This is a genomic window from Komagataeibacter sp. NFXK3, assembly GCF_054182245.1.
In genome coordinates, this window is sequence record NZ_JAPIVJ010000008.1 from 177,451 (window position 1) to 189,591 (window position 12,141).

Here is a 12,141-nt window from a genome sequence, read left to right on the forward strand (position 1 = left end):
CTAGGGTGTGCATTCCTGCCACGCCTTTTACGCGCATCATGGGGGTCTCCTGTCGGGTCTGTCTGCCATTTGCCATCAATGCCGATGCCGCTGGCCTGCCATGGGGGCGTGGGCAGGCGCCCGGCGGGTGGCGATTTTGGGCCGCGCGGCGGCATCCTTCGGGCGGGGTGGTCTGTGAGCCGGGTGTCGGCGCGCCTGCGGCCTGCGCTCACGGCGTGGCTGTGGGGGCAGAACACTCGCCTGGTGCTGTGGCTGCCGGTGGCCCTTGCAGGTGGCATCATTGCGTATTTTGCCCTGCCGTCCGAGCCGGGCGGGGTGGTTGTGGCAGGGGGCGCGCTGGCCTGCATTGCCGCGCTTGCCTGCCGCCTGCTGTGGCCTGGCCGACTGGCCGTGCGGCTGGGCGCGGGCGTGGTGGGCGCCGGTGCCGTGGGGCTGCTCGTGGCATGGGGGCAGGCATGGCGCATGCCGCCTTTCCCCGACCTGCCGCGCCGGGCGGTGCATCTGTCGGGGGATGTGAGCGGGGTTGAGGTGCAGCGTCTGGCCGATGGCACGCAGGCGCTGCGCGTGGCGTTGCGCGGCGTGCGCCTTGAGGATGGGATCAGCACTGGCATGCCGCCCCTGCGGCGGTGGCTGTCCGTGCGGCTGCGGGCCGATGATCCCGCGCGGCCCATGCCGGGCGATGGATTCCGGGTGCGTGCCCTGCTTTCGCCGCCTGCCTTCCCCGATGTGCCGGGCGGGTATGATGCCCAGCGCCGGGCGTGGTTTGCAGGCCAGGCAGGCCATGGCCGCGCGCTTGACCGGGCCACGATTACGCCTGCGCAGGCCGGTGGTGGGGCGGCGGGCTGGCTTGCGGGCCGGCGGCAGGCGCTGGCGGAGCGGATTCGTGCGGCCCTGCCCGGCACGCGCGGCGATATTGCCGCAACCATTCTGGCGGGGGCCGATGGCGTGGTGGCGGCCCCCGAGCGCGAGGCGTTTGCCGATGCGGGGCTGGCCCACCTGCTGACCGTGGCGGGGCTGCATCTGGCGATTGTGATGGGGCTGGTCATGGTGGTGCTGCGCACGGGGCTGGCATTGAGCGAGCGCGCCGCGCTGTACTGGCCGTGCCGCCAGATCGCGGCGGTGGGCGGGCTGCTGGCGGGTGGCGGCTACGTGCTGCTGACCGGCGCGCACCTGCCCGCCCTGCGCAGCCTGCTCATGGCGGGGCTGGCGGTGATGGCGCTGCTGGCGGGCAGGCGACCGCTGTCGCTGCGCGCGCTGGCGGTGGCCGCGACAGTGCTCATGGCCCTCAACCCGGAGGGCGTGACCGAGCTGCCGCTCCAGATGTCGGTAGCTGCCGTCATGGCGCTGATTGCGGGGTTTGATGCGCTGCGGCCTGCCCTGTCGGGCTGGGAGCATGATGATGTCTGGCTGCGGCGGGTTGCCGCCCGCCTGGCTCACCCACTTGCGGCCAGCGTGCTGGCGGGGAGCGCGTGCCTGCCGGTGGGCATGGCGCATTTCGGCACGGTGCAGCCATGGTTCGTGCTGGCCAACCTGCTGGCGGTGCCGCTCATGTCGGTCTGGATCATGCCATGGGGGCTGGCGGCGCTGGGGCTGATGCCGCTGGGGCTGGAAAAACTGGCCCTTGTGCCCATGGGCTGGGGCATTGGCGTGGTGGCATGGCTGGCGCATCTGGTCACCCGCCTGCCCATGGCGCGGATGGGCGTGCCTGCCTTGGGCAGTGTGGGGCTTTGCGTGTTCTTCGTGGGGTTGTGCTGGCTGTGCCTGTGGGTGGGGCGGGTGCGGCTTGTGGGGCTTGCGCCGATCGTGCTGGCGGTGCTCTCGCCATGGATGGCGACACGCCCGGTGCTGCTGCTGGCCCCTGATGCGCGCATGGCGGGGATTGTAACACAGGGCCGCCTGCTGACTGGCCCCGGCACGCACCCTGATCCCTTCGCGCTGCGCGAATGGCAGCGCGTGACCGGCCTGCCCGCAGGCGTGCTGCCTGCCGAGGGAAGGGTGGGGACTGTGGCGTGCCACGCCGGGATCTGCCGCGCGGGCGATATCGTGCTGGTTCTTGCCAATCGCCCGCCTGCGCCCGGCCTGTGCCAGGGTGCCGGGCTGCTGGTCAACCTGCCGGGCACGTGGGGGTGTGACGGCGTGTCCTCCATCGGGCGTTTCGACCTGTGGCGCAACGGCGCTTATGGCATTGACCGGCGGCCCGATGGCGGGCTTGTGGTGCAGACGGACCGCGCCGTGCGCGGAGCACGGCCTTGGGTGATGCGCCCCGGTGGAATGGGGCTGCCCAACCTGCCGCTGGCGCAGGCGGAATAGGGATTCGGTAAAATTGATAAAAGTTTTTGGGTGCCACCTTTTTTCAAAAAGGCGGCGTCCTTTCGAAGCTTTTTGAAAAAAGCGTCTAGCTGTTCATGCCGGGGCCAGTCGCAGTTCGTCCTTCAGGCGGTACTGGCACGGTTCAAAGGCGGGGCAGCGCCAGCATTCGGGCTTGCGGGCCTTGCACACATAGCGCCCGTGCAGGATCAGCCAGTGATGGGCCGGGCGCAGCATGTCGGGCGGAATGCGGCGGACCAGCTGGTCCTCCACCGCGCGCACACTTGCCCCGGGTGCAAGCCCCGTGCGGTTGCCAATGCGGAAGATGTGGGTATCCACCGCCATCGTGCTGTCGCCAAAGGCCACGTTCATTACCACATTCGCAGTCTTGCGGCCGACACCGGGCAGGGATTCAAGGGCGGCGCGGTCATGGGGCACCTTGCCATCAAAACGATCAAGCAGCTGCCGCGACAGCGCCACCACGTTACGCGCCTTGGTGCGCCACAGCCCGATGGTACGGATATGCGCCCCCACCTTTTCCTCGCCAAGCGCCACCATGGCCTGCGGGGTCGGCGCATCGCGGAACAGGTTGACGGTCGCCTTGTTGACCGAGGCATCGGTAGCCTGTGCCGAAAGCACCACCGCAACCAGCAGCGTGTAGTCATCCACAAAGTCGAGTTCGCTCTCGGCATCGGGGTTGGCGGTGGCCAGCAGGCTGATGAAGGCGCGCACTTCGGCCAGCGTCATGGCGCGGCGGGCGGGCTTGGCTCTGGTGCGGGCGGGGGGTGTTGGCATCGGCTACTCGCTGGGGTGGATTGGTGCGTATTGTGCGGCGTAAGGGTGGGGTCTGTAAATTGCCCGGGCATATCATAACCCGGTAGAGGGGCCTTGCATGCCACGCGGGGCGGGGCTAGTCGTTCCAGCCCTTTGCCGTGGCCGGTCCTGGCCGCGTTTCTTGCATTCTGGCGTGGTGGGCATGGCTTCTCCTTCTTCCCGATCCCTCACGCGGCGGCATGAATTTGCCGCCGTCCTGGGCTTTGTGTGGCGCCGGTGGCGGGCGTGGCCTGCCCTGCTGGCCGGCACGCTGGCGGGTATCGCGCTGGCTACGGTTGCGGATGTGATGATGCCGCTGCTGGCAGGCTGGCTGGTCGATGACGTGTCGCACCCCGCACAGGCGGCCACCATCCATCATGCCATACGCGATGTTGCGGGGCTGACCGGGCTGGGCGTGGGCGGCATCGTGGCGCGGCGTATGGCTTATGTAACCATCTCGCACCTCACCTCCCGCGTCATGACCGGCATCGTGACGGAGGCGTTTGGCCGCGTGCAGCGCTTCTCCAGCGAGTGGCATGCCAGCAATTTCGCGGGTTCGACCGTGCGGCGCATCACGCGCGGGCTGGGGGCGATCGACACGCTGGGGGACACGGTGCTGCTCATGCTGGTGCCCGAGGTGATCGTGCTGTGTGCTACCACTGGCGTGCTGGCCTTTCACTGGGCGCTGATGGGGCTGGTGCTGGCGGTGGGGGCGGCGGCCCTTGTGGGGCTCTCGGTCGTGCTGACGCTGCAGTATGTCGCGCCATCCGCCCGGCTGGCCAATGCGTGGGATACGCGCATGGGGGCCACCCTGTCCGATGCCGTGACGTGCAACGCCGTGGTCAAGGCCTGCGGGGCGGAGGGGCGCGAGGATGCCCGGCTGGCCTGGGTGGCGGGAAGGTGGCGGCAGCGCATGGTGCGCTCGTGGCTGCGCGGCACCGACAGCGCCAATTTGCAGAACCTTGCCGCCCTGCTCATGCGCATGGCGCTGATTGCCGGGGTGGCGGTGTTGTGGGTGCGTGGCCGTGCCGGGCCGGGGGATGTGGCCTATGTGCTGACCATGATGTTCGTGATCCAGGGCTACCTGCGCGATATCGGCCAGCAGATTTCGGTCGTGCAGCGCTCGGTCAACGAGATGGAGGAACTCGTTGCCCTGTTCGCCATGCATCCCGGCGTGGCGGACCGGCCGGGAGCCCCGGCGCTGCGCGTAACGCAAGGACATATCTGCTTCGAGCATGTGCGCTTTGGCTATGTGCGCCAGCACGGGCGGGTACTGTTTGATGACCTCAGCCTTGATATCGCGCCCGGCAGCCGGGTGGCGCTTGTTGGCCCGTCGGGTTCGGGCAAGACCACGCTCACGCGGCTGCTGCAACGGCTTTATGATGTGCAGGCCGGGCGCATCACCATTGATGGCACGGATATTGCCACGGTGACGCAGGCCAGCCTGCGTGGGCAGATTGCCATCGTGCCGCAGGAGCCGCTGCTGTTCCATCGCTCGCTGGCCGAGAACATTGCCTATGGCCGGCCTGACGCCACGCCAGCCGAGATCGCCCACGCTGCCCGGCAGGCCAATGCGGCGGACTTCATCGACCGCCTGCCGCGCGGCTACGCCACCATGGTGGGTGAGCGCGGGGTCAAGCTCTCGGGGGGCGAGCGCCAGCGCATTGCCATTGCCCGCGCCTTTTTAAGCCAGGCGCGCATCGTGATCATGGATGAGGCGACATCGAGCCTCGACTCCCAGTCCGAAGTGCAGGTGCAGCAGGCGATGGAGCGCCTCATGGCCGGGCGCACGGTGCTGGTCATTGCCCACCGGCTTTCCACCGTGATGGGGCTGGACCGCATCATTGTCTTCCGCCATGGCCAGGTGTGCGAGGATGGCACCCATGCCGCCCTGATGCAGCGTGAAGGCGGGCTGTATCGTGACCTGTTTGAACTGCAGTCCCTGTAAAAGACTGTTCATTATAGAAAGTTTTTGGTGAAGCTTTTTTCAAAAAGCTTCGAAGGACGCCGCCTTTTTACAAAAAAGCGGCGCCCTGCAAGCTGTCATGCGTGTGCTCATGGAGTGGCGGCATCAGGCAACCGCCCCTGTCTGCCCGGCTTCAGCCCGGCAGCATGGCGCCAAGCGGGCGGCCACCAAACAGGTGCACATGGAAGTGCGGCACTTCCTGCCCACCCTCGATGCCAGTGTTCGACACCAGGCGGTAGCCCGGCGCTTCCAGCCCGAGGTCACGCGCGACCTTGCCCACCGCCCGGGTGAAGCCTGCGATTTCCGCCTCACTTGCCCCGGCGCTGAAATCGGCAAAGGAAACATAGGCCCCTTTGGGGATCACCAGCACATGGATGGGCGCCTTGGGGGCGATGTCATGGAAGGCGAGGGCGTATTCATCTTCATACACCTTCCTGCACGGCAGTTCCCCGCGCAGGATGCGGGCGAACACGTTCTGCGGGTCATAGGCGCCGGTACCATTTACGGGCATGGGTCTTGTCTCCTGTTGGGGTGGCTCAGGCCAGCGGGTCGCGCGGGCGCGCGGCTTTCTCGGCCACGCCGCTCGTGCCTTCACGGCGCAGCAGTTCGGCCCAGACCTCGGCCGGTTTCACGCCCGCATCCACCCACATCACGATCAGGTGGTAGAGCACGTCCGCACTTTCGCTGATCAGTTCCTCGCGGTTGCCCGCCACGGCCTCGATCAGGCATTCCACGGCTTCCTCGCCAAATTTCTGCGCGATCTTGCGCCGGCCCCGGGCAAGGAGGCGGGCGGAATGGCTGACGGAGGGGTCCGTGCCCCGGCGCGATTCCACAACATCGAACAGGCGGTCGAGCACATCAGGTGTCGCGGGGCCTACGGCCTCGATCTCGATGGTCGCGGCAGGGGCCTTGCGTGCTGCCGCCTTGCCGGAGGCCGGTTTGGCCGGGGCGGCCTTGGCGAGCGCGTTCTTGCGGGATTTTTCTGGCTTGGCCATGACAATGCTCCGATAGGCGGGAAAGGGAGGATCAGGCGGTCTGTCTGACCGGCAGGCCCGCTTGCGCCAGCGCCTGCTTGACCTGTGGAATGGTGAACTGCCCGAAGTGGAATACGCTGGCCGCCAGCAGGCCGGTCGCACCCGCGCGCGCGCCTTCGACAAAATGGTCGAGCGTGCCGACCCCGCCCGAGGCCACGATGGGAATGCGCACCGCCGCATTCGCCGCCCGCAGCAGGTCAAGGTCGAAGCCCTTGCCGGTGCCATCGCGGTCCATGCTGGTCAGCAGGATCTCGCCTGCCCCACGTTCCGCCACTTCCCTGCACCAGTCAATCACGTTGCGCCCGGTGGGGGTGCGGCCGCCATGGGTGTACACTTCCCACCCGCCATGCCCGTCGCTGCGGGCATCAATGGCGACCACCACGCACTGGCTGCCGAATTTCTGCGCGGCCTCGCTCACCAGTTCGGGCCGTGATACGGCAGCCGAGTTCATGGCGCATTTATCAGCGCCCGCCAGCAGCAGGCGGCGCATGTCATCGGTGGTGCGCACGCCGCCGCCCACCGTCAGCGGCAGGAAGATGCGCTCGGCCGTGCGGCTGACCACATCAAGGATGGTGTCGCGGTTTTCGTTACTGGCGGTAATGTCGAGGAAGGTGAGTTCATCCGCCCCCGCCGCGTCGTACACGGCGGCCTGTTCCACCGGGTCGCCCGCATCGCGCAGCGAGACGAAGTTGACCCCCTTGACCACCCGGCCGTTTTTTACGTCCAGGCAGGGAATGACGCGCAGCTTGAGCATCAGGACAGGACCCGCAGGGCTTCACCAAGGTCGATGCGGCCATCATACAGCGCGCGGCCCACGATCACGCCTTCAATGCCCGGCGCCTGTGCCGTGGCCGCCCGCAGGGCTTCAAGATGGGCCAGGTTGCCCACCCCGCCGCTGGCAATGACCGGGATGGAGAGCGCATTGGCCATGTCGGCGGTCTGCTCGATGTCGATGCCGGTCAGCATGCCGTCGCGGCTGATCTCGGTGAAGATGACGGCGGCCACACCGGCATCCTGCATGCGCAGGCCGAGATCGACGGCTTTCATCTCCGATGTTTCGGCCCAGCCTTCGGTGGCCACCTGGCCGCTGCGCGCGTCAATGCCCGCCACGATGCGACCGGGGAACAGGCGGCATGCCTCGCGCACCAGCTCGGGGTTCTTGACCGCGATCGAACCCAGGATCACGCGGCTGATCCCGGCATTGAGCCATTTGCCGATGCTTTCAAGGTCGCGCAGGCCGCCGCCAAGCTGCACCGGCACCGAGGCATTGGCGATGATGGCCTCGATGGCCTCGGTATTGGCCGAGCGCCCGGCAAACGCGCCGTTGAGGTCGACCACATGCAGCCACGAGCAGCCGGCATGGATCCATGCCCGCGCCTGCGCGCCGGGGTCATCGGAATAGACGGTGGCGTTGTCCATCTCGCCACGGCGCAGGCGCACGCATGTGCCATCCTTGAGGTCGATGGCGGGGTAGAGGGTCAGGCTGTGTCCGGTCACGGGGGCATGTCCTGCTGCAGGGATGGGGGTGGAGGCAGCCTGCGGGTGGGCGGGCACGATCCGCTCGTTATCCTGCAGGCGCTTGGTGAAGAACAGGCCGCGCACGGTGCGGCCATCGGTGCGGGCATAGCTGGGGTGGGTGCCCCAGTGGTGGAAGCCGCTGCTGCGGAACAGCCGCACGGCCTCGGCCTGTGTCTCGCGCACGTCGAGGTTGATGATCTGGTAGCCCATGCTGCGCGCGCAGTTTTCCACCTCGGTCAGCAAAAGGCGGCCCAGCCCCAGCCCGCGCGCGTAGGGGGCGATGTAGAAATGCATGAGGGCAGCGCTCATTGCCTGCGCCTCGTTGTTGCGCGGCGGGCGCACGAGCTGGGCGGAGCCCACGATCATGTCATCGAGCCGGGCCACGAACATCTGCCGCTCGGGCACCAGCAGCACGCCGCGGAAGTAACGCTCCAGTGTCTCGCGCGGGGGCGGGGCCAGCCAGCCAAAGCCGCCGCCATCGAGTATGGCGGCGTTGGTTGCATCACACAGGGCGTGCAGGTCGTCCTCGTGCATGTTGTCGAGCAGGCGTTCGGCATGCAGCGTGCCGGCAAGGGTGGCCTGGCGGGTCATGGCGCGGGGTCCGGCGCGGGTGTCCAGCGCAGGAAGTTGGACAGGATGCGCAGCCCGACCTGCTGGCTTTTTTCCACGTGGAACTGGGTGCCCGCCCGGTTGCCGCGCGCCACGATGGCGGGCACGGGGCTGCCGTAATCGGTGGTGGCCACCATGTCGGCGCTGTCATAGCCCGCCAGTGCGAAGGAATGAACGAAATAGCCATGCGCACCTGCCGCCAGCCCTTCGGTCAGGGGGTGGGCGCCGGGGGTGAAGGCCAGTTCGTTCCAGCCCATCTGCGGCAGGCGCAGGCCGGGGGCCTCCATCAGCGCGATTTCCCCCGCAATCCAGCCAAAGCCGGGGGTGACGCCATGCTCGCGCCCGCGCTCGGCCATGAGCTGCATGCCAACACATATGCCCAGGAACGGCACGCCGCCATCGGTTGCCGCAACAATCGCATCACGCAGGCCGGGCCGGGCCGCAAGCCCTGCCGCGCAGTCGGCAAACGCGCCCTGTCCGGGCAGGACGATGCGGTCGGCCTGCAGGACGGCCTGCGGGTCCGCCGTGATGGTGACGGTGGCGTCGATGCCGCTATCGGCTGCCGCCCGTGTCAGGGCGCGGGCGGCGGAGGCCAGGTTGCCGCCATTATAGTCGATCACCACGATGGACCGGGGGCGGGAGGATGCGGGCGCGGGCATGGTATGCCTCATGATACGGGGGAAGGGAGGGGAACAGGCCGGTTATGCTCCAGCCAGCGCAGCACGGCGGCGTTGCGGTCCGGCGCATAAACGCCTGGCGCAGGGGCATAGCCGCGCAGTTGCAGTTCCCATTGCCGGATTTCCGGCGTGTTGAGGGCCAGCAACAGGTGCAGCCCGCCCAGCACGGGCAGGGCAAGGGCCAGCGGCACGAACTGCATCAGCAGAATGCTCACGCCCCCCGCCAGCAGCCCGCTGATGAAACACCCCCGCAGCAGCAGTCCGCCCCAGCCGCACAGCAGCACCAGCCACGACATGCGGCAGGCCACCATCACCGGCCAGCCCCGCGTATCGGCGGGCCTGCCCGCAGGCGGCAGCAGGGCGGAATAGAATGTCACAGGCTGCCCTTGGTGGAGGGGATGATGCCACCCGCGCGCGGGTCGGGCTCGCTTGCGGTGCGCAGGGCGCGGGCCAGGGCCTTGAAGGCGGCCTCGGCAATGTGGTGGCAGTTATGCCCCGCGCGCTGGATGACATGCAGCGTGACCAGCGCGCTCATGGCGAAGGCGCGGAAGAATTCCTCGAACAGTTCGGTGTCCATCTCCCCGATCTTGTCGCGCCCGAAGGTGACGGACCAGGCCAGGAAGGGGCGGCCGGAAATATCCACCACCGCCTCGCACAGCGCCTCGTCCAGTGGTACGCTGGCGCTGCCGTAGCGGCGGATGCCCCGCTTGTCGCCAATGGCCTGCGCGAAGGCCTTGCCCAGGGCGATGCCCGTATCTTCCACCGTGTGGTGGTAGTCGATATGCAGGTCGCCTCTGGCGGCAATGTCGAGATCGCACATGCTATGGCGGCCAAGGGCTGTCAGCATGTGGTCAAGGAAGCCGATCCCGGTGTCGATGCGGGTCTGGCCGGTGCCATCGAGGTTGATGGTCACGGTAATGTCGGTCTCGCTGGTGGCGCGATGGACCGTGGCTGTGCGCGGGCTGTTCATGCCCCCCTTCTACAGAAGGCCGGGGCCGGAATCCATACCGATCCCGCCCGCGCCGCGCCGCCCGGGCATGCGTATTGGCAGGGCCGGGCGGTTGCGGCATGGTGTCGCGCGCGTTGGCTTCTGGCCTGCTGCTGCGTGTCTTCATATCAAGGGAATGACCATATGACATCGCTCGATCTTCTCCTGTCACGGTTTTCCACCGATGCGCTGGCGGAACCGGCCCCCGCGGGTGACGTGCTCGAGGCCATCCTCTCCACCGCCATGCGTGCGCCCGACCATGGCAAGCTGCGCCCGTGGCGTTATGCCATCGTGCAGGGGGAGGCACGGGTGAAGCTGGCCGAGCGCGTGGTGGCCAGCATGAAGCGGCTCGACCCCGATGTGGCGCCCGCCAAGGTGGAAAAGCGTTTCTCGCGCATGTCCACCATGCCGATGACCATCGTGCTGGGCATGCACCTGCGGCCCGAAAACAAGATTCCCCTGCTGGAGCAGGAACTGGCCGTGGGAGCTGCCGCCATGAACATTCTCAACGCCCTGCACGCCACGGGCTTTGGCGGCGTGTGGGTGAGCGGCGATGTCGCTCATGACCCGGAATTCGCTGCCGAGATGGGCTTCCCCGCGCCGCACAGGCTGGCCGGTTTCCTGTTTGTCGGCACGCCCACGGCGCAGGCGAAAGCCCCCACGCGCCGCCCGGTTGATGATTACGTGGCCCGGTGGACCGGCGCGCCCGCCTCGTTCGGCGCGGATGCGTAACCCCTGAAGGCCACACGGACAGGAACCCAGCCATGACCTATCATGATGTCACCATAATGGGTGGCGGCCCGGCAGGGCTTGCCGCCGCCCTGTCGCTTGAGGCCCGTGGCCTGTCCGTGGCCGTGCTCGAGCGCACGCCGCAGGCCCCCTGGGCGGAGCCGGGCTTTGACGGGCGCGAGATCGCGCTGACCCATCATTCGGTTGCGGTGCTCAAGGAGCTGGGCGCGTGGCCGCATATCCCTGAAGTGGCCATCTCGCCCCTGCGCGAGGCGCGGGTCGAGACGGGGCGGGGCAACCACCCCCTCCAGTTTGATACGCAGGGCCGGGGCGTAGATGCGCTGGGCTATCTGGTGTCCAACCACTGCATCCGCCATGGCTTATATATGGCAGCCAGCCAGCGCCCCGGCATCAGCCTGCTTGGTGGCACCGCCACCCGCCATATCCGCCGCATCGGGGAGGATATGGTCGTGGTGCATGATGGGGGCGAGATCACCTCGCGCCTGGCCGTGGGGGCTGATGGCCGGTTTTCCCAGATCAGGCGTTCGCAGCGCATCGGGGCGATCGTGCATGACTTCAGGCGGTCCATGCTGGTCTGCCGCATGGCGCATGACCTGCCGCACCATCATGTGGCCACCCAGTGGTTTGACGAGGGGCAGACCGTTGCCCTCCTGCCGGTCAATGGCGGGGCCTCGTCCATCGTGCTGACACTGCCGACCGAGCAGATCGAGCGGCTGCGCACGCTTGAGCGCGATGCCTTCAATGCCGAGATCATGGAGCGGGTGGGCAGGCGGTTGGGCAATATGCGGCTGGTCAGCACGCGGCATGCCTATCCATTGCGGGGCGTGTATGCCCATCGTTTTGCAGCGCCAGGCTTTGCACTGGTGGGCGATGCCGCAGTGGGCATGCACCCGATCACCGCCCATGGCTTCAACCTCGGGCTGAAAGGGCAGGAGACGCTGGCGCAGGAAGTGGCTGCGGGCATGGCGCGCGGCGAGCCCGTGGGCAGCCTGTCCGCCCTGCGGCGTTTTGAGCGGCGGCACCGGATGGAAACTGCCCCCCTGTTTGCCGCCACCAATGGAATCGCCACACTTTATACGCGTGATGAACCCGCTTTCCGCGTGCTCAGGCAGGCCGGGCTGCGCGTGGCGGATGCCCTTTCGCCATTTAAATCAGCGGTGACAAATATGCTGATGGACCGGAAAGCGGCGTCCTAGCGGGCTTTTTGGCGCATTGGGGTGTTTGGGGCCGCGACTTTTTTCATCTCCGGTGCGATTTTCTGATTGACGGTATGTGATGAGGGTCCTATATCCCCAATCACCGGCGGCGCTGAGGAAACTTCTTGAGCTTCTTTGGTGGATTTGCTAGGTTAATCGGCCCTGTTGGGTTGAGGGTTCTTTGACAAGAGAATAGAGAGAGTATCTGGAAGGGATATGCTGGCGGCGCGATTGTTGTCTTTAGGGATGATAATTGGCGGTCTGGACTGGGTGAGACTGGTCT

At 67.4% G+C, this 12,141-nt stretch carries 12 protein-coding genes; 4 read left to right on the forward strand and 8 right to left on the reverse strand.

What is annotated here, in order from left to right; genetic code table 11:
* Positions 1 to 84: 84 nt before the first annotated feature.
* On the forward strand, positions 85 to 2,310 hold the full coding sequence (locus tag OQZ28_RS10630; protein ID WP_458136082.1) for a ComEC/Rec2 family competence protein: 2,226 nt from the start codon (positions 85 to 87) through the stop codon (positions 2,308 to 2,310).
* 93 nt (positions 2,311 to 2,403) lie between these two features.
* On the opposite strand, the gene nth is transcribed toward OQZ28_RS10630, so the two are convergent.
* Positions 2,404 to 3,102 (reverse strand): endonuclease III, encoded by a 699-nt coding sequence (gene nth / locus OQZ28_RS10635; protein ID WP_130730618.1) that lies wholly within the window; start codon positions 3,100 to 3,102, stop codon positions 2,404 to 2,406.
* A gap of 181 nt (positions 3,103 to 3,283) precedes the next feature.
* Between nth and OQZ28_RS10640 the strand changes: the two genes are divergently transcribed.
* Complete coding sequence (locus tag OQZ28_RS10640; RefSeq protein WP_458136070.1) at positions 3,284 to 5,068, forward strand: ABC transporter ATP-binding protein; 1,785 nt, start codon at positions 3,284 to 3,286, stop codon at positions 5,066 to 5,068.
* 151 nt (positions 5,069 to 5,219) lie between these two features.
* On the opposite strand, the gene OQZ28_RS10645 is transcribed toward OQZ28_RS10640, so the two are convergent.
* Genes OQZ28_RS10645 through hisB form a run of 7 tightly spaced genes read right to left on the reverse strand, consistent with a single transcriptional unit; the run spans position 5,220 to position 9,894 of the window.
* Positions 5,220 to 5,597 carry a histidine triad nucleotide-binding protein gene (locus OQZ28_RS10645; RefSeq protein WP_130730616.1) on the reverse strand — a complete coding sequence of 126 codons (378 nt, stop codon included), beginning with the start codon at positions 5,595 to 5,597 and terminating at the stop codon, positions 5,220 to 5,222.
* A gap of 25 nt (positions 5,598 to 5,622) precedes the next feature.
* Positions 5,623 to 6,081: a phosphoribosyl-ATP diphosphatase gene (locus OQZ28_RS10650; RefSeq protein ID WP_458136071.1), complete on the reverse strand. Its 459-nt coding sequence runs from the start codon at positions 6,079 to 6,081 to the stop codon at positions 5,623 to 5,625.
* A gap of 31 nt (positions 6,082 to 6,112) precedes the next feature.
* Positions 6,113 to 6,874, reverse strand: coding sequence for an imidazole glycerol phosphate synthase subunit HisF (hisF, locus tag OQZ28_RS10655; RefSeq protein WP_130730614.1), 762 nt, complete (start codon positions 6,872 to 6,874; stop codon positions 6,113 to 6,115).
* Entirely contained in the window at positions 6,874 to 8,229 is a 1,356-nt protein-coding gene (gene hisA / locus OQZ28_RS10660) for a 1-(5-phosphoribosyl)-5-[(5-phosphoribosylamino)methylideneamino]imidazole-4-carboxamide isomerase (protein ID WP_130730613.1), read from the reverse strand. The genes hisF and hisA overlap by 1 nt, the downstream gene beginning before the upstream one ends.
* Positions 8,226 to 8,906, reverse strand: a complete 681-nt coding sequence (hisH, locus tag OQZ28_RS10665; protein ID WP_130730612.1) for an imidazole glycerol phosphate synthase subunit HisH — start codon at positions 8,904 to 8,906, stop codon at positions 8,226 to 8,228. Before hisH ends, hisA begins: the two co-directional genes overlap by 4 nt.
* An 8-nt stretch (positions 8,907 to 8,914) precedes the next feature.
* Positions 8,915 to 9,301 carry a hypothetical protein gene (locus OQZ28_RS10670; protein ID WP_458136072.1) on the reverse strand — a complete coding sequence of 129 codons (387 nt, stop codon included), beginning with the start codon at positions 9,299 to 9,301 and terminating at the stop codon, positions 8,915 to 8,917.
* Positions 9,298 to 9,894 carry an imidazoleglycerol-phosphate dehydratase HisB gene (hisB, locus tag OQZ28_RS10675; RefSeq protein WP_458136073.1) on the reverse strand — a complete coding sequence of 199 codons (597 nt, stop codon included), beginning with the start codon at positions 9,892 to 9,894 and terminating at the stop codon, positions 9,298 to 9,300. The genes OQZ28_RS10670 and hisB overlap by 4 nt, the downstream gene beginning before the upstream one ends.
* A 162-nt stretch (positions 9,895 to 10,056) precedes the next feature.
* Here hisB and OQZ28_RS10680 point away from each other — a divergent pair, with 162 nt between their 5' ends.
* Together OQZ28_RS10680 and ubiM are read left to right on the forward strand one after the other, a co-directional pair.
* Positions 10,057 to 10,644, forward strand: coding sequence for a nitroreductase family protein (locus OQZ28_RS10680; protein WP_458136074.1), 588 nt, complete (start codon positions 10,057 to 10,059; stop codon positions 10,642 to 10,644).
* A gap of 32 nt (positions 10,645 to 10,676) precedes the next feature.
* Positions 10,677 to 11,858 carry a 5-demethoxyubiquinol-8 5-hydroxylase UbiM gene (gene ubiM, locus OQZ28_RS10685; protein WP_458136075.1) on the forward strand — a complete coding sequence of 394 codons (1,182 nt, stop codon included), beginning with the start codon at positions 10,677 to 10,679 and terminating at the stop codon, positions 11,856 to 11,858.
* Positions 11,859 to 12,141 lie beyond the last annotated feature (283 nt).